The sequence below is a fragment of the Rhodococcus sp. NPDC003348 genome (genome assembly GCF_053589375.1).
In genome coordinates this window covers 158,741-177,531 of record NZ_JBSFRT010000002.1, presented here as the reverse complement: position 1 = coordinate 177,531, position 18,791 = coordinate 158,741, and the positions used below count along the sequence as shown (strand labels likewise).

Annotated in this window: 17 protein-coding genes and 3 tRNA genes; 8 read left to right on the top strand and 12 right to left on the bottom strand. The window is 68.6% G+C overall.

From position 1 onward, the window contains the following. Positions 1 to 54 precede the first annotated feature (54 nt). Positions 55 to 690: a DUF3515 domain-containing protein gene (locus tag ACWDU4_RS02255; protein ID WP_450112253.1), complete on the top strand. Its 636-nt coding sequence runs from the start codon at positions 55 to 57 to the stop codon at positions 688 to 690. 108 nt (positions 691 to 798) lie between these two features. On the opposite strand, the gene ACWDU4_RS02250 is transcribed toward ACWDU4_RS02255, so the two are convergent. Then, on the bottom strand, positions 799 to 1,905 hold the full coding sequence (locus tag ACWDU4_RS02250; protein WP_450112208.1) for a D-alanine--D-alanine ligase family protein: 1,107 nt from the start codon (positions 1,903 to 1,905) through the stop codon (positions 799 to 801). A gap of 34 nt (positions 1,906 to 1,939) precedes the next feature. After that, a complete protein-coding gene (locus ACWDU4_RS02245) occupies positions 1,940 to 2,938 on the bottom strand; it encodes an NAD(P)H-dependent glycerol-3-phosphate dehydrogenase (RefSeq protein WP_450112207.1) in 999 nt (332 codons plus the stop codon). 123 nt (positions 2,939 to 3,061) lie between these two features. Between ACWDU4_RS02245 and cofC the strand changes: the two genes are divergently transcribed. The 3 genes from cofC (at position 3,062) to ACWDU4_RS02230 (ending at position 6,985) form a co-directional block, all read left to right on the top strand. Beyond that, a complete protein-coding gene (cofC, locus tag ACWDU4_RS02240) occupies positions 3,062 to 3,742 on the top strand; it encodes a 2-phospho-L-lactate guanylyltransferase (RefSeq protein WP_450112206.1) in 681 nt (226 codons plus the stop codon). A gap of 160 nt (positions 3,743 to 3,902) precedes the next feature. Continuing rightward, entirely contained in the window at positions 3,903 to 6,020 is a 2,118-nt protein-coding gene (locus ACWDU4_RS02235; protein WP_450112252.1) for an RNA degradosome polyphosphate kinase, read from the top strand. A 26-nt stretch (positions 6,021 to 6,046) separates the two neighbouring features. Beyond that, positions 6,047 to 6,985, top strand: a complete 939-nt coding sequence (locus tag ACWDU4_RS02230) for an NUDIX hydrolase (protein WP_450112205.1) — start codon at positions 6,047 to 6,049, stop codon at positions 6,983 to 6,985. Positions 6,986 to 7,083: 98 nt separating this feature from the next. Here the strand turns inward: ACWDU4_RS02230 and ACWDU4_RS02225 are convergent, their stop codons facing one another. From ACWDU4_RS02225 to leuC, 3 genes are all read right to left on the bottom strand, one after another. Further along, complete coding sequence (locus ACWDU4_RS02225; protein ID WP_450112204.1) at positions 7,084 to 7,782, bottom strand: HU family DNA-binding protein; 699 nt, start codon at positions 7,780 to 7,782, stop codon at positions 7,084 to 7,086. 153 nt (positions 7,783 to 7,935) lie between these two features. After that, on the bottom strand, positions 7,936 to 8,550 hold the full coding sequence (gene leuD / locus ACWDU4_RS02220; protein WP_450112203.1) for a 3-isopropylmalate dehydratase small subunit: 615 nt from the start codon (positions 8,548 to 8,550) through the stop codon (positions 7,936 to 7,938). A 28-nt stretch (positions 8,551 to 8,578) separates the two neighbouring features. Further along, positions 8,579 to 10,012 carry a 3-isopropylmalate dehydratase large subunit gene (gene leuC / locus ACWDU4_RS02215; protein ID WP_450112202.1) on the bottom strand — a complete coding sequence of 478 codons (1,434 nt, stop codon included), beginning with the start codon at positions 10,010 to 10,012 and terminating at the stop codon, positions 8,579 to 8,581. A gap of 158 nt (positions 10,013 to 10,170) precedes the next feature. Between leuC and ACWDU4_RS02210 the strand changes: the two genes are divergently transcribed. The 3 genes from ACWDU4_RS02210 to ACWDU4_RS02200 all read left to right on the top strand — a co-directional run bounded on the left by ACWDU4_RS02210 (position 10,171) and on the right by ACWDU4_RS02200 (position 11,735). Beyond that, the gene (locus tag ACWDU4_RS02210) at positions 10,171 to 10,890 is read left to right on the top strand and encodes an IclR family transcriptional regulator (RefSeq protein ID WP_450112201.1); all 720 of its coding nucleotides are present in this window, start codon (positions 10,171 to 10,173) and stop codon (positions 10,888 to 10,890) included. Positions 10,891 to 10,983: 93 nt separating this feature from the next. Next, positions 10,984 to 11,487 carry a pyridoxamine 5'-phosphate oxidase family protein gene (locus ACWDU4_RS02205; protein ID WP_450112200.1) on the top strand — a complete coding sequence of 168 codons (504 nt, stop codon included), beginning with the start codon at positions 10,984 to 10,986 and terminating at the stop codon, positions 11,485 to 11,487. A gap of 80 nt (positions 11,488 to 11,567) precedes the next feature. After that, positions 11,568 to 11,735, top strand: a complete 168-nt coding sequence (locus ACWDU4_RS02200) for a DUF5302 domain-containing protein (RefSeq protein ID WP_450112199.1) — start codon at positions 11,568 to 11,570, stop codon at positions 11,733 to 11,735. 65 nt (positions 11,736 to 11,800) lie between these two features. Here the strand turns inward: ACWDU4_RS02200 and ACWDU4_RS02195 are convergent. From ACWDU4_RS02195 to ACWDU4_RS02175, 5 genes are all read right to left on the bottom strand, one after another. Further along, a tRNA-Glu gene (locus ACWDU4_RS02195) sits at positions 11,801 to 11,873 on the bottom strand. Between the two features lie 28 nt (positions 11,874 to 11,901). Further along, a tRNA-Glu gene (locus ACWDU4_RS02190) sits at positions 11,902 to 11,977 on the bottom strand. 84 nt (positions 11,978 to 12,061) lie between these two features. Further along, positions 12,062 to 12,133 (bottom strand) — tRNA-Gln (locus ACWDU4_RS02185). 137 nt (positions 12,134 to 12,270) lie between these two features. Next, positions 12,271 to 13,746, bottom strand: a complete 1,476-nt coding sequence (gltX, locus tag ACWDU4_RS02180) for a glutamate--tRNA ligase (protein WP_450112198.1) — start codon at positions 13,744 to 13,746, stop codon at positions 12,271 to 12,273. Between the two features lie 96 nt (positions 13,747 to 13,842). Continuing rightward, entirely contained in the window at positions 13,843 to 14,616 is a 774-nt protein-coding gene (locus ACWDU4_RS02175) for a fumarylacetoacetate hydrolase family protein (RefSeq protein WP_450112197.1), read from the bottom strand. 75 nt (positions 14,617 to 14,691) lie between these two features. On the opposite strand from ACWDU4_RS02175, the gene ACWDU4_RS02170 reads away from it, so the two are divergent. Beyond that, positions 14,692 to 15,906, top strand: coding sequence for an MFS transporter (locus ACWDU4_RS02170; RefSeq protein ID WP_450112196.1), 1,215 nt, complete (start codon positions 14,692 to 14,694; stop codon positions 15,904 to 15,906). Between the two features lie 106 nt (positions 15,907 to 16,012). On the opposite strand, the gene ACWDU4_RS02165 is transcribed toward ACWDU4_RS02170, so the two are convergent. Next, on the bottom strand, positions 16,013 to 17,026 hold the full coding sequence (locus ACWDU4_RS02165) for a 3-isopropylmalate dehydrogenase (protein WP_450112195.1): 1,014 nt from the start codon (positions 17,024 to 17,026) through the stop codon (positions 16,013 to 16,015). Positions 17,027 to 17,123: 97 nt separating this feature from the next. Continuing rightward, complete coding sequence (gene serA / locus ACWDU4_RS02160) at positions 17,124 to 18,716, bottom strand: phosphoglycerate dehydrogenase (RefSeq protein ID WP_450112194.1); 1,593 nt, start codon at positions 18,714 to 18,716, stop codon at positions 17,124 to 17,126. Positions 18,717 to 18,791: the final 75 nt, after the last annotated feature.

Below are 18,791 nucleotides of genomic sequence, written 5' to 3'. Positions count from 1 at the left end.
AACCCGGACTCAGACACGGCCGCACCCGACTACCGAAACGACAGCACCGACCTCGTGAACGAAGAAGCCCAGAACAGCGAAGAATCCCCCAACAGCACGACCGGCACCGACACGGACGCTCCCGACGCCCGCCGCAGCCCCGCCCTGATCGCCGCGGCGGTCGCACTCCCCGTCGCGCTGGTCGCCGGCATCGTCGCCGCCGCGATCGTGGCGAACCGCAACCCCGCGCTCGATCCGGTCGCGCTCGGTCCGGTCCCCGCGCCTGCCGCCGGGTCCGCCGAATGCACCGCACTGCTCGAGAACCTGCCGGACCAGGTGGGCGACTTCGGTCGCGCCGAGCTCGTCGATCCCGCACCCGAGGGCGCCGCCGCGTGGCAGTCGGCTGACGCGCAGGAGATCGTGCTGCGCTGCGGCCTGGACCGTCCGGCGGAATTCGATGCCGCCAGCGCGCTGCAGGTCGTCGACGACGTGCAGTGGCTGGAGATCCCCGGCGGCGAGGGCGTCGATGCGAGCACCTGGTTCGCGGTCGATCGCGGCGTCTACGTGGCGTTGACCGTCCCGCACGGCCTGGGCCCGACACCGCTGCAGGACGCGTCCGCCGCAGTGTCCGGCGCACTTGAGGCCAAGCCGATCGACCCGGCGCCGGTTGCAGCCCCTGCACCGGAACCGGCCCCTGCCCCGGGATCCTGACCCCTTCGTCGCACCGGAAAGGGCGCCGCCGTCGACAGTTCGACGGCGGCGCCCTTTTCGCATCGTGACGGCAGGCTTCCCGGCGACCGGCCTACCGGTGACCGGCGGTCAGCGCAGGCCGGTGCCGCGCGCGAGAGCGGTGTCCACCAGGGTGGACACGAGCGTCCGGTAGTCGATCCCGGCGGCGTCCCACATGCGCGGGAACATCGAGATCGAGGTGAAGCCCGGCATGGTGTTGATCTCGTTGATGACCGGGCCGTTCTCGGTGACGAAGAAGTCCACCCGGGCGAGGCCCTGGCAGTCGAGCGCCTCGAACGCGCGGACCGCGATCGCCCGGATCTCGTCGCTGACGTCGTCGTCCAGTTTGGCCGGCACGTCGAACTCGCAGATGTCGTCGAGGTACTTGGTGTCGAAGTCGTAGAAGGCGCCCTCGTCCTCGGTGATCTCCGGCATCCGGATCTCCGCGACAACGCTCGCGCGGACGGTGCCGTCCGGGAACTCGAGGACGCCGCACTCCACCTCGCGCCCAACGATCGCGGCCTCGACGATGACCTTCGGGTCGTGGGTGCGGGCGTGGGCGATGGCCGCGTCGAGGCCGTCCCAACTCGTCACCCGGGTGATGCCGATCGAGGATCCGCCGCGGGCGGGCTTGACGAACACCGGCAGGCCCAGCGCCTCACGGTCCTCGGCGGACACGGTGTCGACCCCCGGCCGCAGCACGACCTGGTGCCCGATCGGCAGACCCTCCGCGGCGAGGAGCTTCTTCGTGAATTCCTTGTCCATGCCCGCGGCGCTGGCCAGCACGCCGGGACCGACGTAGGGCAGGCCGGCAAGTTCGAGCAGTCCCTGGATGGTGCCGTCCTCGCCGTACGCGCCGTGCAGGACGGGGAACACCACGTCGACGGACGCGAGGACCTGACCGGCCTGGTCCGCGGCGAGCGCGACCACCGCACCGGAGCGGGTGGGGTCGGCGGTCAGGGTCAGTGCGGCTCCGGACGCGTCGACGGTCGGAAGCGCGCGGCCGTCGATGGTGAGCGCGTCGGCGTCGGTGGACGCGAGCACCCACGCACCGTCCGGGGTGATGCCGATCGGCACCACCTCGTAGACCTCCGGGTCGAGATTGCGCAGCACGCTACCGGCGGAAACGCACGAAACCGAGTGCTCACTGCTCCGGCCACCGAAAACGACAGCGACCCTGGTACGAGGATTGTTCACCCGGAAACCCTACCGTTGTACGGGCACCGCGGACTCACTCGGGTTTGATGCGCCGCCCGAGCAGCATCCCGACCGCCTCCGGCACGGACAGGCCCTCGTGACAGACCTTGTGGACGGCGTCGGTCAGCGGCATCTCGACACCGTGCTGTGCGGCCAGCGCCCGCACGGAGGTGCACGACTTGACGCCCTCGGCCACCTGCCCCTTGGTCGCGGCCTGGGCGCTGGCGAGGGTTCCCCCGTGCCCGAGATGTGCACCGAAGGTCCGGTTCCGCGACAGTGGCGACGAGCAGGTGGCAACCAGGTCGCCGATCCCGGCCAGGCCGGCGAGCGTGGCGGGATTGGCCCCGAGTGCGACGCCGAGTCTGATCATCTCGGCGAGTCCGCGGGTGATGATCGAGGCATTGGTGTTCTCGCCGAATCCGAGTCCTGATGCCATGCCGCAGGCCAGCGCGATGACGTTCTTGCAGGCCCCGCCGATCTCGCAGCCGACCACGTCGACGTTCGTGTACGGACGGAAATAGCCTGTGGCGCAAGCCTTCTGAACGGCGACTGCACGCTCGTGATCCACACAGGCGACGACCGTCGCGGACGGCTGCCCGATCGCGATCTCGCGCGCGAGGTTCGGTCCGGACAGCACCGCGACCCGCTCCGGTGCGACCGCGGCGACCTCGACGATCACCTCGCTCATCCGCATGAGGGTGCCGGACTCGATGCCCTTCGCCAACGACAGCAGCGTCGCGTCCGTCCCGATCGACGGCGCCCATCCCGCGAGGTTCTCGCGCAACGACTGGGACGGGACGGCGAGCACGACGAGGTCCGCCCCGGCGAGCGCCGTCTCGTGGTCGCTGGTCGCGGTCAGCGTCGGGGGCAGCTCGATGCCGTCCAGGTAGTAGGGGTTGGCATGGTCGTTCGTGATCGTCGCGGCCACCTCGGGCCGGCGCGCCCACATCGTCACGTCGGTTCCGGCATCGGCCAGCACCTTCGCGAACGCCGTCCCCCACGATCCCGCACCCAGTACTGCCGCCCTGACCATCTGCCCTCCGACCGTTCGCGCCCCAACTGTTTGGCAGTGACGACAGTAGTACCGGCCCGGCGAATCGGTCCTGCGCACGGAGCACTCGAGTCCACACCGGGCAGGACTGGCAGGATTGGTCACATGAGCGCCGCACCCGCACCCCCGACGGCGGTGCGCGCCCACGTGTTGATCGCGGTCAAGCACCTCGACAGAGCGAAGAGTCGGCTGGCGCCGCGACTGGACGGCGGCCAGCGGGCCACGCTCGTGCTGGCAATGCTGCGCGACACCCTCGCCGCCGCGCGGGCATCGGATGCCGTCGCCGAGGTCACCGTGATCACCCCCGACCCGGTGGTCGCGGCCGCGGCCGAAGCCGCCGGCGCCGCGTGGTTCCCGGACGACGGCGACCACGACCCCGATCGACTGAACCGCATCCTCGATTCGGCCGCACGCGCCCGCGGACACGACCGGGGACCTGTCGTCGCGCTGCAGGGCGACCTGCCGTGCCTGTCCGCCGCCGAACTGTCGGAGGCGGTCGTCGCCGCACGAACGCACCGGCGCGCGGTCGTCGTCGACCACCACGGCACCGGGACCTCCGCACTGATCGCCGCGGTGGCCGCCGACCTGGCACCGCGCTTCGGCTCCGATTCCGCGCGCAAGCACATCGACTCCGGGGCAACGGCTTTGAGCGGCGATTGGCCGGGCCTGCGACTCGACGTCGACACCCCGGCCGACCTCGATGCGGCCGCAGCGGTCGGCCCCGGTCCGGAGACGACGCGAGCGCTACGGTCGATCGGATGGTGGGATTCGTCCCGCTGTCGTTGAGAATTCACCCGAATCCAGGCTCGTCTGATTGTCGCGTGCTCACGATCTGAGGGATGATCGACCGGTGAGCAACGGCGAGGGCGCGGGACACGAGACGGTACAGACGACAACGGTTGACGGCGAGGCAGGCGGGCCGTCGCCGGTCAGCGGACACCTCCCGGTGATCCCGACCGTACCGCCCGCGGCGACTCCCCTGACGGTGGACGGCTCGGGGGTCCCGCTCCCCGCAGACCGCTACCTCAATCGCGAACTGAGTTGGCTCGACTTCAACTCCCGGGTTCTCGCCCTCGCCGAGGACCCGTCACTCCCCCTGCTCGAACGGGCCAAGTTCCTCGCCATCTTCGCCTCGAACCTCGACGAGTTCTACATGGTGCGGGTCGCCGGGCTCAAGCGCCGGGACGAGACCGGACTGTCGGTGCGGTCCGCCGACGGGCTCACGCCACGAGAGCAGTTGGCGCTGATAGGCGAACGCACCCAGGAGATCGCGGAACTGCACGCGCGCACATTCCTCGACCACGTTCTCCCGCAGCTCGCGCACGAGGGAATCTCGATCATCCGGTGGTCCGACCTCGACGAAGAGGAGGCCGCCCGGCTGTCGCAGTACTTCCAGGACCAGGTCTTCCCGGTGCTGACCCCGCTCGCCGTCGACCCGGCGCACCCGTTCCCCTACATCAGTGGACTGAGTCTGAACCTCGCGGTGACGGTGAAGGATTCGTCGACCGGCGGCGAGCACTTCGCGCGCGTGAAGGTGCCCGACAACGTGGACCGGTTCGTGCGGGTCACCCGCAGCGACGCACCGACGGCCATCCCGGCGTTCCTGCCGATGGAGGCGTTGATCGCCGCCCACCTGCACGTGCTGTTCCCCGGGATGGAGATCGTCGAGCACCACGCCTTCCGGATAACCCGCAACGCGGATTTCGAGGTGGAGGAGGATCGCGACGAGGATCTGCTGCAGGCCCTCGAACGCGAACTGGCCCGCCGCCGTTTCGGATCGCCGGTCCGTCTCGAGGTGGCCGACGACATGACCGAGCACATGCTCGATCTGCTGCTGCGTGAACTCGACGTCGATCCCGGTGACGTGATCCAGGTGCCCGGCCTGCTCGACCTGTCGTGCCTGTGGCAGGTGTACGGTGTCGACCGCCCCGGGCTCAAGGACGCCCCGTTCGTGCCCGCCACCCATCCGGCCTTCGGTGAGCGCGAAACGCCCAAGAGCGTCTTTTCCACCCTGCGCGACGGCGATGTCCTGGTGCACCACCCGTACGACTCGTTCTCCACCAGTGTGCAACGGTTCATCGAGCAGGCGGCCGCGGACCCGCAGGTGCTGGCAATCAAGCAAACCCTGTATCGGACCTCCGGCGACTCCCCGATCGTCAACGCACTCATCGACGCCGCCGAGGCAGGCAAGCAGGTGGTGGCGCTGGTGGAGATCAAGGCGCGCTTCGACGAGCAGGCGAACATCAAGTGGGCGCGAAAGCTGGAACAGGCCGGCGTCCACGTAGTCTACGGACTGGTCGGTCTCAAGACGCATTGCAAGACATGCCTCGTCGTTCGCCGCGAGGGTTCGACTATCCGTCGGTACTGCCACATCGGCACCGGCAACTACAACCCGAAGACGGCCCGCCTGTACGAGGACGTGGGCCTGCTCACCGCGGCCCCGGAGATCGGCGCGGACCTGACCGACCTGTTCAACACGCTGACCGGCTACTCCCGAAAAGCCAACTACCGCAATCTCCTCGTCGCCCCCCACGGCGTACGGGCCGGCATCGTGGCGCGGATCCACGGAGAGATCGACCACCAGTTGGCCGGGAGGCCGGCGGGCATCCGACTCAAGGCCAACGCCCTCGTCGACGAACAGGTCATCGACGCGCTCTACCGGGCGTCACAGGCCGGTGTTCCCGTCCAGGTCGTCGTCCGAGGCATCTGCGCACTGCGTCCCGGCGTTCCGGGACTGAGCGAGAACATCGAGGTCCGTTCGATTCTCGGCCGCTTCCTCGAGCACTCTCGGATCATGCACTTCGAGGGGGCGGACGAGTTCTGGATCGGCAGCGCGGACATGATGCACCGCAATCTCGATCGCCGCGTCGAGGTGATGGCACAGGTGAAGGATCCCCGCCTCACCCGCCAGCTCGGCGACATCTTCGACTCCGCACTCGATCCCACGACCCGCTGCTGGGTGCTGCAGTCGGACGGACACTGGGCCGCGTCCCCGGAACGGGGCGAACGCGTCCGCGAGCACCAAGAGGAACTGATGCGCAGTCGGCGGGGCAGCTCGGCGTAGCCGCCGACTGCGACAGGAGGTAGAAGGTGAGCTCGAAGTCGGATCGCCCCAAGTCGACCGCCATCAAGGCCAACATCTTTGCCGCGGGGGCAGTGCTGTGGCGCAAGTCCCCCACCAACCCGTACGAGATCGAGGTCGCGCTGATCCACCGCCCCAAGTACGACGACTGGTCGTTCCCCAAGGGCAAGCTCGATCCCGGTGAGATCCCGGTGGTGGCCGCGGTGCGGGAGGTCGAGGAGGAGACGGGCATGCGGGTCCAGTTGGGCCGGCACGTCACCCGGGTCGCCTACGAGGTGCCCGGGCACCGCAAGCGCAAGCGCGTCGACTACTGGGCGGCGGAGGCACGCGGCGGCGAGTTCGTACCCAACGACGAGGTCGACGAGTTGCGGTGGCTACCGCCCGAAGACCTGCCCGCCGCGCTGTCGTACCCCGTCGACCTCAAGGTGACACGCCGCTTCCTGAAGGTTCCGGCCGATACCACAACGGTTCTGATGGTGCGGCACGCCAAGGCCGGCCGGCGCGGCCGATACAAGGGGGACGACACGTTGCGGCCGCTGGACAAGGTCGGACGCACACAGGCCGAGGCGCTGTCGGTACTGCTGCAGGCCTTCGGGGCGACGGAGATCCACTCGGCGGACCGGACCCGCTGCGTGCAGACCGTCGAACCGCTCGCCCGCCACCTCGGCACCGGCATCACCCTCGAACCGGCGCTGACCGAAGAGGCATACCTCGAGGATCCCTCGGCGGCACAGGCACTGGTCCGCAAGATCGCCGCACTCGGCGGCGTCCAGGTGATCTGCAGTCAGGGCCGGGTGATTCCCGACCTGTTGCAGTGGTGGGCCGATCGAGACGGCGTCACCCTGCCCGCGGCCCGCAATCGCAAGGGCAGCACCTGGGTGCTGTCACTGTCGGGCGGGAGGCTCGTCGATGCCAACCACATCGACAGCGCACTCCCCGAAGCCTGAACCACCGGCCTGTGCGGGCAGGCCCCGTCCCGTGTACACACGAAAACGAGGGTGGCGACGGATTTCTCCGTCGCCACCCTCGTTGGTTCAGACCCGTGTCACCGCTTGCGGGCGGTGGTCTTCTTGGCCGGAGCCTTCTTGGCCGGAGCCTTCTTGGCGGGCGCAGCCTTCTTGGCGACGGTCTTCTTCGCCGGTGCCACCTTCTTGGCCGCGGTGGTCTTCTTGGCCGCGGTCGCCTTGGTGGCGGTGGTCTTCTTGGCCGCGGTGGTCTTCTTCGCCGCGGTCGCCTTGGTGGCGGTGGTCTTCTTCGCCGCGGCGGTCTTCTTCGCCGCGGTCGCCTTGGTGGCGGTGGTCTTCTTCGCCGCGGTGACCTTCTTCGCGGGAGCCGCCTTCTTCGCGACCGTCTTCTTCGCGGGCGCAGCCTTCTTGGCCGCCGCGGTCTTCTTCGCCGCCGCCTTCTTCGCCGGAGCCGCAGCCGCCGAACCACGCTTCACGGCCGGACCGGACGCCGGCAGCTTCTGCTTGCCCGCGATGACGGCCTTGAACTGAGCGCCGGGACGGAACGCCGGAACCGACGTCGGCTTGACCTTGACGGTCTCACCGGTGCGCGGGTTGCGCGCGACGCGAGCCGCGCGACGACGCTGCTCGAAGACACCGAAACCGGTGATGGTGACGTTCTCGCCGGCGTGGACCGCACGGACGATGATGTCGACGATGTGCTCGACCGCATCGGTGGCGCTGCGTCGATCAGACTCCAACCGTTCGGTCAGCTGATCAATGAGCTCTGCTTTGTTCATTGGATGTTCCTCCGCATACCAATGGCCCACTGATGGACCGACTAGCAAACACGTTAAACCGGAATTGGGCAAGAGTCTATGTGCCACGCCAATTCTCATGCCTCTCTCAGCGGCGTGGCTACCCAATTCCGGCTTCCGATGTGCTTAGCGCCCCTACGAGTCGGTGCCCTCAACCCGGGCCGGGAGGGTCACCGGTTTCCATGACGGCCTTGACTTTTCGAACTCGGAAATCGCGTCTACCTGGCGCAATGTCAGCCCGATGTCGTCGAGACCCTCCAGCAGACGCCAGCGCGTGTAGTCGTCAATGGCAAAGGGCACCACCAAAGTTCCGGCGCTCACGGTCCGAGAAGTGAGATCCACGACAATTTCCAGACCGGGCTGCTCTTCGAGCGCTTTCCAGAGCAATTCGACGTCCGACTGCTCGACCTGAGCGGCCAACAGACCGGCCTTGCCGGCGTTGCCGCGGAAGATGTCCGCGAAGCGGGAGGCGATGACGACACGGAAACCGTAGTCCGACAGCGCCCACACCGCGTGCTCGCGGGAGGACCCGGTTCCGAAGTCCGGACCGGCCACCAGAACGGTGCCCTTGTCGTACGGCTCGGTGTTCAGGATGAATCCGGGGTCGGTGCGCCAGGCGGCGAAAAGGCCGTCCTCGAAACCGCTGCGGGTCACGCGCTTTAGGTAGACCGCGGGGATGATCTGGTCGGTGTCGACATTGGAACGTCGCAGCGGGACGCCGATGCCCTTGTGAGTGGTGAAGGCTTCCATCGAAATATCTCCTACTCGTTCCCAGTCTCTAGTCGAGGTCCGCCGGCGCCGACAGCGTTCCGCGGACCGCAGTCGCCGCGGCGACGAGCGGCGAAACCAGGTGGGTCCGACCGCCCTTGCCCTGACGTCCCTCGAAATTCCGGTTGGACGTCGATGCCGAACGCTCACCCGGAGCCAGCTGGTCCGGGTTCATGCCCAGGCACATCGAGCACCCGGCCTGACGCCACTCCGCTCCGGCGGCCGTGAAGATCTCACCGAGACCTTCGTCCTCGGCCTGCGCTCGCACCCGCATCGAGCCCGGCACGATCAGCATCCGCACCCCATCTGCAACCTTGCGGCCCTTCAGGACTCCGGCCACCGCCCGCAGGTCCTCGATCCGGCCGTTGGTGCACGAGCCGACGAAGACGGTGTCGACGGCGACCTCGCGCAGCGGCGTACCCGCTTCGAGACCCATGTAGTCGAGCGCCTTCTCGGCTGCGGCACGGTCGCTCTCGTCGACGATGTCGGCGGGGTTCGGCACCGAGTCGCCCAGCGGGGCACCCTGACCGGGGTTGGTACCCCAGGTGACGAACGGTGTCAGGCTCGCCCCGTCGATGTGCACCTCGGCGTCGAAAACCGCGTCGTCGTCGGTCTTCAGCTGATCCCACGCGGCGACGGCGGCGTCCCAGTCGGCACCGCTCGGGGCGTGCGGGCGACCCTTGATGAATTCGTACGTCGTCTGATCGGGGGCGATCATCCCGGCCCGGGCGCCCGCCTCGATCGACATGTTGCAGATCGTCATTCGGGCTTCCATCGACATCTTGCGGATGGCCTCGCCCCGGTACTCCAGCACGTAGCCCTGACCGCCACCGGTGCCGATCTTGGCGATTACGGCGAGGATCAGGTCCTTGCTCGTGACACCGGGGGCGAGTTCACCGTCGACGGTGATGGCCATCGTCTTGAACGGACGCAGCGACAGCGTCTGCGTCGCCATCACGTGCTCGACCTCGCTGGTGCCGATTCCCATTGCGAGAGCACCGAACGCGCCGTGCGTGGAGGTGTGGCTGTCACCGCAGACGACCGTCGTGCCCGGCTGGGTCAGACCGAGCTGCGGACCGACCACGTGCACGATGCCCTGGTCCAGATCACCCATCGGATGCAGTCGGACGCCGAATTCCTCACAGTTGCGTCGCAACGTGTCGACCTGAAGTCGCGAAACGGGATCGGCGATCGGCTGGTCGATGTCGACGGTGGGGACGTTGTGATCCTCGGTCGCAATCGTCAGGTCCGGGCGCCGAAGCCGGCGTCCCGCCAACCGGAGCCCGTCGAACGCCTGCGGGCTGGTCACCTCGTGCACGAGGTGCAGGTCGATGTAGATCAGGTCGGGCTGACGCGCAGCGCCTTCACCTTCACCGCGGACGACGACGTGGTCATCCCACACCTTCTCCGCCAGAGTGCGCCCTCTGCTGGCCATGTTCTCCACCTCTTCGTGATCGGTCGGCTCGCGGGCTACGGGCTGGCCCGCCGGGATCCGACCTCCATCATCTCTCGGTTCGTGTCGTTGCCACCGTCTCGACCGGATGTCGATCCCGATTCGGATTCGATTGGGATTCTCAGAATGCGAGACGCTAGTATCGATCTATGAGAAAGCATAGCGCCCCTGCGGCTGTCAGCGGGATCGGGGTTCTCGACAAGGCGATGTCGGTTCTCCACTCGGTGGCCGAAGCGCCCTGCAATCTCGGCGAGCTGTGTGCACGAACGGGACTCCCCCGCGCGACCGCGCACCGTCTGGCCGTCGGACTCGAGGTGCACCGACTGCTCGCGCGCGACGCGGACGGACTGTGGCGACCGGGTCCCGGACTGGCGGAGCTGGCACCGACCGCGAACGACAACCTCCTCGAGGCCGCCGCACTCGTGCTGCCCCGACTGCGTGAGATCACCGGCGAGAGCGTTCAGCTCTACCGGCGCGAGGGCGTGCAGCGCGTGTGCGTCGCCGCGATGGAACCGCCCACCGGCCTGCGCGACACGGTCCTCGTCGGCGCCCGCCTGCCCATGACCGCGGGTTCCGGCGCCAAGGTGCTGCTCGCGTGGGCGGACCCCCAGGTGCAGCGAACCGTCCTGCCCGACGCCCTCTTCAGCGAACGGGTCATCGCCGAGGTCCGCAAGCGCGGCTGGGCGCAGAGTGCGGCCGAGCGCGAACCCGGCGTCGCGAGCGTGGCGGCTCCAGTCCGGGACCGCACCGGTGCAGTCGTCGCCGCGATCTCGGTGTCCGGGCCGATCGACCGAATGGGTCGTCGCCCGGGGGCCCGCTGGGCGGCGGATCTGCTTGCGGCCGCGGAAGCCTTGCACAAGCGACTCTGAAATCCGCCGGTCCATCACCGTTTCCTGCGCGGTCCGCTCGTGGCACAGTGCTTGCGAGAACACGTTCCTTCGATCCGAACGGGAGCCGCCGCAGTGGGCACCAACCAGCGGGCGCAGGTCACCATGACCGACGCCGAGATCACCGAATTCGTCGAACGCAGCCGGGTCGCGACGATGGCCACCATCGGGCCGAACGGCGCCCCGCATCTGATCGCCATGTGGTACGCGATCGTCGACGGCGAATTGTGGTTCGAGACAAAGGCGAAGTCGCAGAAGGCCGTCAATCTCCGCCGCGACAACCGCATCACGGTGATGATCGAGGACGGCGAAACCTACGACACCCTCCGCGGGGTCTCCTTCGAGGGCACCGCCGAGATCGTCGACGACCCCGCCGCGCTGTGGGCGGTCGGCGTGAGCATCTGGGAGCGCTACACCGGTCCGTACACCAAGGACGTCGATCCGGCGATCGAGATGATGCTCAACAAGCGCGTTGCGGTCCGGGTGAAGCCGGACCGGGTGCGCTCCTGGGACCACCGCAAGCTCGGGCTGCCGGCAATGCCGCTCGGCGGCAGCACCGCGCAGTACCTGCCGGAGTAGTTCCGGTCGAAAATGGGCGCGACGCGGCGCCCGTACGGCGGTACGGTCACGATGCGACCGACAAACAGGAGGAACGCATCGTGACCGAGTCCGAGAACGAACAAATCAAGCAACAGTTCCGCGAGGCTCTCGACAAGAAGAACCACAAGAACGCGGCGCCGACCACGGCGACCGCCGGTGATTCGAAGATTCATCACACCCACGGGCCCGCCGACCACAAGCGTGAATTCCGCCGCAAGAGCGGCTGATGGACGCGGCGACCCCCACAACGACGAAGGTCCCTCCGGCGTGTGCCGGAGGGACCTTCGCTTTGTAGCCCCGACGGGATTTGAACCCGCGCTACCGCCTTGAGAGGGCGGCGTCCTAGGCCGCTAGACGACGGGGCCAGGACTTGCAGAACAGGCACGCTCTCCGTGGTAGCCCCGACGGGATTTGAACCCGCGCTACCGCCTTGAGAGGGCGGCGTCCTAGGCCGCTAGACGACGGGGCCAGGGAACGTGCCGTACTGCATGGCAACCCGATATTCGACCGCCGCGATGCCTGAGCATCACAGTGAACGTTCACCGGATTTCCGCTGGGGTACCAGGACTCGAACCTAGAATGGCTGAACCAGAATCAGCTGTGTTGCCAATTACACCATACCCCAATGGCTTGTCCCGACGACCTCCGCTGCGCGGCTTCGGCCGTCGTTCGAACCGAGGAGAACAATAGCAAAGCCCACCCGCAATCCTCCAAATCGGCTGGTCAGGGGCCCTAACTGAGCCGCCCGACCAGCCGACGGAGTCACTGGGTGATGGTCGCGCGAGCGGCGCGCAGCCGGCTCAGGGTCGTCTCCCGGCCGAGCAGTTCCATCGACTCGTACAGCGGCGGGCTGATGTGCGAGCCGGTGACCGCGACCCGCACCGGGGCAAACGCCTTGCGCGGCTTGAGCTCCAGCCCCTCGATGAGTGCGACCTTGAGCGACTCCTCCAGGTCGGCCGTCGCCCACGTGGCGAGGCCCTCGAGCGCCGCGATGGTCGCGTCCAGCACCGGTGCGGCGTCGGCACCCAGGTTCTTCGCCGCGGCCGCCGGATCGATCGCGAACTCGCCCTCGGAGACGAACAGGAACTTCAACAGGTCCCAGGCGTCCGAGAGCACCACGATGCGCGTCTGCACGAGGTCGGCGGCCACGTCGAACTGATCGGCGGTCACCGCGTCGACAGGATGGCCGTGCGACGTCAGGTACGCCCGGAGGCGGGCCGAGAAGTCCGCCGCCTCGAGCAGCCGGATGTGCTCGGCGTTGATGGCGTCGGCCTTCTTCTGGTCGAACCGCGCCGGATTCGAGTTGACCTTGCCGATGTCGAAGGCCGCGACCATCTCGTCGAGGGAGAACACATCGCGGTCGTCGGCGATGCTCCAGCCGAGCAGTGCCAGGTAGTTCAGCAGGCCCTCGGGGATGAAGCCCCGATCCCGGTGGATGAACAGATTCGACTCGGGATCACGCTTGGACAGCTTCTTGTTGCCCTGCCCCATCACGAACGGCAGGTGGCCGAACTCCGGAGTGAAATCCGCCACACCGATGCGCTGCAGCGCCTCGTACAGTGCCAGCTGCCGCGGGGTCGAGGACAGCAGGTCCTCGCCGCGCAGCACGTGTGTGATCTTCATCAACGCGTCGTCGACCGGGTTGACGAGCGTGTACAGCGGGATGCCGTTGCCGCGGGTGAGCGCGTAGTCGGGAACCGTGCCCGCCTTGAAGGTGGTCTCCCCCCGAACCAGGTCGACCCAGGTCAGGTCGTGGTCGGGCATGCGAAGGCGCACGACGGGCTTGCGACCCTCGTCGAGGTACGCCTGCCGCTGCTCCGGCGTCAGGTCGCGGTCGAAGTTGTCGTAGCCGAGCTTCGGGTCACGGCGCGCGGCGATGTGCCGAGCCTCGACCTCCTCGGGCGTGGAGAACGACTCGTACGCCTCACCGGCCGCGAGCAATTTCGCGACGACGTCCAGGTGCAGATCGCGGCGCTGGGACTGCCGGTACGGCTCGTACGGGCCGCCGACCTCGGGACCCTCGTCCCAGGTCAGGCCGAGCCAACGCAACGCGTCGAGGATCGCCTGGTACGACTCCTCCGAGTCGCGGGCGGCGTCGGTGTCCTCGATGCGGAAGACGAACTTGCCGCCGTGGTGCCGCGCATAGGCCCAGTTGAACAGGGCGGTGCGGACGAGCCCGACGTGCGGGGTTCCGGTGGGAGACGGACAGAAACGGACGCGCACTTCGCTGGTGGTCATGGCTCACTTGGGTCGAGGAGGACAGGGGTCACTCCCAGGTTAGTCCTCCCCGACGCAAATGCCGCGTGCGTGCCGTCGCCACGGCGAGGGCGGTGATCAGCCCTTCGCGACCACCGGGTTGGTCAACGTTCCGATGCCCTCGACCGTGATGCTCACGCTGTCCCCGGCGACGATCGGACCGACACCCTCGGGCGTCCCGGTCAGGATGACGTCACCGGGCAACAGCGTCATGACCGCCGAGATCCACTCGATGATCTTCGGAATGTCGTGCAGCAGTAGCGAAGTCCGGCTGCGCTGCTTGACCTCGCCGTTCACCTCGGTGCGGATCTCGACATCGGAGGCGTCGAGGTTCGTCTCGATCCACGGGCCGAGCGGACAGAAGGTGTCGTGACCCTTCGCTCGGGTCCACTGACCGTCCTGGCGCTGGTGATCGCGGGCCGAAACGTCGTTGGCGACCGTGTAACCGAGCACCACGTCGAGGGCCTTGGACGCGGGCACTTCCTTGCAGGGCCGGCCGATGACGATCGCGAGCTCGCCCTCGTAGTGGACCTCGTTCGAGCTGGGCGGCAACACGATCGGCGCACCCGGGCCGACGATCGAGGTGTTTGGCTTGATGAAGATGACCGGATCCTCCGGCGCCTCACCGCCCATCTCGGCGGCGTGAGCGGCGTAGTTCTTGCCGATGCAGATCACCTTGCTCGCGAGAATCGGCGCGAGCAGCCGGACATCGGCGAGCGGCCAGCTGCGACCGGTGAACGTCGGAGTCCCGAAGGGATGTTCGGCGATCTCCTTCGCGGTCCGCGCGTCCCCCTCCCCCTCGATCGACACGAAGGCGACCCCGTCCGGGCTGGCAATTCGACCTAGGCGCATGTGCGAATACTAGCGCTGTTTCACATTATGAGAAATGCGTTTCATTCTTTGAGAAGGGCTACGTACCGTGGAGGCATGACCAGCATTCAGGCGCCCCCCGGCCACACCGCCCGGCGCTGGGTCGTCCTCGGGCTCGGCGTCTTCGCCCAGGCGGCCCAGGCCGTCCTGGTCAACGGAACCGCGTTCCTGATCCCGACGCTGCACGACGAGTACGGGCTGAGCCTCGCCCAGGCGGGAACCCTCGCCTCCGCACCGGTGTTCGGCGTGATGCTGACCCTCGTCGCCTGGGGCGCACTCGCCGACCGGTACGGCGAACGCCTCGTCCTGACCGCCGGCCTGGCGCTGGCGGCCGTGGCCACCACCGCTGCGGCCGCCACCTCGCCCACGGCCGCGCTGGCGGTACTGCTGGCACTCGGAGGCGCCGCGAGCGCGGCGGCCAATGCCGCCAGCGGGCGGGTCGTGGTCGGGTGGTTCCCACCGGACCAACGCGGACTCGCCATGGGAATCCGACAGATGTCGATTCCCCTCGGTGTCGCGCTCGCGGCCCTGACGATCCCACTGCTCGCCCGCGACCACGGGATCGGCTGGGCACTCGCCTTCCCCGCGGCGGTGGCCGCGCTCGCGGCTGTGGCGTGCGCCGTCGGGATCGCCGATCCGCCGCGCCCCGAACGCGGTCACGCCGCGCAGCTCGGCCTGCTCGCCAATCCGTACCGGCAGGGCAGCGTCCTGCAACGCATCCACGCCACCTCGGTGTTGCTGGTGGTGCCGCAATACGTGGTGTGGACGTTTGCGCTGGTGTGGCTGGTCACCGATCAGGGGTGGGCCGAGTCTGCCGCAGGCATCGTGATCACCGCGGCACAGTTCCTCGGTGCGGCGGGCCGGGTCGCGGCGGGTGTGTGGTCCGATCGGGTCGGCAGCCGGCTGCGCCCCCTGCGGCTCGTGGCGGTGGCAGTGGTCGCGTCCATGTGCGCACTGGCGGCCGCCGCCGCCACCGGCTCTCCGGTCGCCGTCGTGCTGTTGGTGATCGCGTCGGTGACCACCGTCGCCCCCAACGGCCTGGCCTTCACGGCGGTGGCCGAGATCGCAGGCCCCTACTGGGGTGGACGGGCGCTTGGCGTCCAGAACACGGGCCAGTTCATCGCCGCAGCGGCAGTCGGTCCGGTGTTCGGTGCCGCTGTCGGCGCCATCGGGTTCCCGGCCGCGTTCGCCCTGGCGGCGCTGGTTCCGGCCCTCGCGGTACCCCTCGTCCCCTCCGATGCTTCGACCGAACGGGATCGTTCGGTCGAGTAGACCGGCCGAACGCTCCGTTCACGCGGGCGGACAGGCAGGGCACCCCGACCGACAAGACCGCCCGCGCACCGATCGGTGCGCGGGCGGTGTCGTGTGCTCGTGTGGATCAGAGCGCGGCGGCGATCCGGTCTCCGACCAGTGCCGTGACGATCGGGGCGTCACCGCGCGCGGCGAGATCGGCCTCGACGGCCCGCTCGATGCGAGCGGCGTCGTCCTCGCGGCCGAGGTGACGCAGCAGCAGCGCGACGGACAGGATCGCGGCGGTCGGGTCCGCGATGCCCTGACCGGCGATGTCCGGCGCGGAGCCGTGAACCGGCTCGAACATCGACGGGTTGGTGCCCGAGGCGTCGATGTTGCCGCTCGCGGCCAGACCGATGCCACCGGTGACCGCGCCTGCGAGGTCGGTGATGATGTCGCCGAACAGGTTGTCGGTGACGATCACGTCGAAGCGCGCGGGATCGGTGACCATGTAGATCGTGGCTGCGTCGATGTGGCAGTACGCCGTCTCGACGTCGGGGAACTCGGCGCCGACGGTCTCCACGGCGCGGGTCCAGATCCGGCCCGCGTTCGAGAGCACGTTGGTCTTGTGGATCAGCGTCAGGTGCTTGCGCCGGGTCTGCGCCAGCTCGAAGGCGTAGCGGACGACACGCTCGGCACCGAACCAGGTGTTGACCGACACCTCGGTCGCGACTTCCTGCGGCGTGCCGACGCGGATCGAGCCGCCGTTGCCGGTGTACGGGCCCTCGGTGCCCTCGCGGACGACGACGAAGTCGATGTCCGGGTTGGCCGCCAGCGGCGAGCTCGAGCCCGGGTAGGTGCGGGCCGGGCGCAGGTTCACGTGGTGGTCGAGCAGGAACCGCATGTTCAGCAGCAGGCCCCGCTCGAGGATGCCCGGACCGACGAGGCGCGGGTCACCGATCGCACCGAGCAGGATCGCGTCGTGCCGACGGATCTCCGCGAGCTCCGCCTCGGGCAGCAGCTCGCCGGTCTCGTTGTAGCGCTTGGCACCGAGGTCGTACTCGGTGGTCTCCACGTCGGGCACCAGCTTCCGCAGTACCTTCAGCGCTTCTGCGGTGACCTCGACACCGATGCCGTCACCGGGGATGACCGCAAGCTTCATGGACACACTCTCTTCTCGTAGAACCGACAGCGGGAGAATCCGACGGTGGCCGCGACCGTCGTCGACGATCGCGGCCACCGGGTGGAGATGGGGGGGATCAGGACAGGTCGACCTGCGCGACGCGGGCGTCGAGCTTCTCCACGACCTGCGCGACCTCGGCGTCACCGACGACACGGTCGACACGCAGGATGACGGTGGCGCCCTCGCCCTCGACGTCCTGGCTCAACGCGGCGGCCTGGATGTCGATGCCGGCGGTGCCGAGCACCGTGCCGAGCACACCGAGCACACCGGGACGATCCGCGTAGTGGACCACGATGTTGTGGCCCTCGGCGCGCAGGTCGAAGCTGCGGCCGTTGATGTTGACGATCTTCTCGACCTGCTGGAGACCGGTCAGCGCGCCCGCAACGGCGGTGACGGTGCCGTCCGCGGCGACCGCGCGCACCTCGACGGCGCTGCGGTGCGTCAGTGCCTCGCTGTGCTTGTCGACCTCGACCGCGACCCCACGCTGCTCGGCGAGCTGCGGGGCGTTGACGAAGGTGACGGCCTCGTCGCTGCTCGCGGAGAACAGACCACGCAGCGCCGCCAGTCCGAGGATGTCGACGTTCTCGGCGGACAGTTCACCGCTGACGACGACCTGCACGTTCTGCACGGCTTCCGGGGACAGCGTGCCGGCGATCAGGCCGAGCTTGCGGACCAGCTCGAGCCACGGTGCGACCTCTTCGCCGACCGGGCCACCGGAGACGTTGACGGCGTCGGGCACGAACTCGCCGGCCAGGGCCAGCAGGACACTCTTCGCGACGTCGGTGCCTGCGCGGTCCTGCGCCTCGGAGGTGGAGGCGCCGAGGTGCGGGGTGACGACGACGTTGTCGAGGTCGAACAGCTTGGAATCGGTGCACGGCTCGGTGTTGAACACGTCGAGGCCGGCGGCACGGACCTTGCCGCCGACGAGCGCGTCGTAGAGCGCGTCCTCGTCGATCAGGCCGCCGCGGGCGGCGTTGACGATGATGACGCCGTCCTTGGCCTTGGCGAGGCGCTCGGCGTTGATCAGGCCGGCGGTCTCCTTGGTCTTCGGCAGGTGCACGGAGATGAAGTCGGCGCGCTCGACGAGCTCGTCGATGTCGACCAGTTCGATGCCGAGCTGCGCGGCGCGCGCGGCGGGCAGGTAGGGGTCGTACGCGATGACGTTGGTCTCGAACGCGGCGAGGCGCTGGGCGAACAGCTGGCCGATGCGACCGAGGCCGACGACGCCGACGGTCTTGCCGAGGATCTCGGTGCCGTTGAAGCTGGACCGCTTCCAGGTCTTCTCACGCAGGGTGCGGTCGGCGGCCGGGATCTGGCGGGCGGTCGACAGCAGCAGCGACACGGCGTGCTCGGCGGCGGAGTGGATGTTCGAGGTGGGGGCGTTGACGACCATCACGCCACGCTCGGTCGCGGCCGGGATGTCGACGTTGTCGAGGCCGACGCCCGCGCGGCCGACGATCTTCAGCTTGGTCGCGGCGGCGAGCACCTCGGCGTCGACGGTGGTCGCGGAGCGCACCAGCAGCGCGTCGGCCTCCGGCACGGCGGCCAGCAGGGCGGGACGGTCCGGGCCGTCCACCCAACGCACCTCGACACCGTCTCCGAGCGCATCGACGGTCGATTGTGCGAGCTTGTCGGCGATCAGGACAACGGGGCGGCCATTCTGGCTCACGAGTGAACTCCCTGTGCTAGGTGTCTGGGCGGATCGTCCGCGAACCGGGCCCCATCGGCGCCCACGAGTTCGTGA

Bases quoted from the DNA above. Each gene is read 5' to 3' on its own strand.
- ACWDU4_RS02245 (WP_450112207.1), bottom strand. From the start codon at position 2,938: ATGGTCAGGGCGGCAGTACTGGGTGCGGGATCGTGGGGGACGGCGTTC.
- cofC (WP_450112206.1), top strand. From the start codon at position 3,062: ATGAGCGCCGCACCCGCACCCCCGACGGCGGTGCGCGCCCACGTGTTG.
- ACWDU4_RS02225 (WP_450112204.1), bottom strand. From the start codon at position 7,782: ATGAACAAAGCAGAGCTCATTGATCAGCTGACCGAACGGTTGGAGTCT.
- leuD (WP_450112203.1), bottom strand. From the start codon at position 8,550: ATGGAAGCCTTCACCACTCACAAGGGCATCGGCGTCCCGCTGCGACGT.
- ACWDU4_RS02210 (WP_450112201.1), top strand. From the start codon at position 10,171: ATGAGAAAGCATAGCGCCCCTGCGGCTGTCAGCGGGATCGGGGTTCTC.
- gltX (WP_450112198.1), bottom strand. From the start codon at position 13,746: ATGACCACCAGCGAAGTGCGCGTCCGTTTCTGTCCGTCTCCCACCGGA.
- ACWDU4_RS02175 (WP_450112197.1), bottom strand. From the start codon at position 14,616: ATGCGCCTAGGTCGAATTGCCAGCCCGGACGGGGTCGCCTTCGTGTCG.
- ACWDU4_RS02170 (WP_450112196.1), top strand. From the start codon at position 14,692: ATGACCAGCATTCAGGCGCCCCCCGGCCACACCGCCCGGCGCTGGGTC.
- ACWDU4_RS02165 (WP_450112195.1), bottom strand. From the start codon at position 17,026: ATGAAGCTTGCGGTCATCCCCGGTGACGGCATCGGTGTCGAGGTCACC.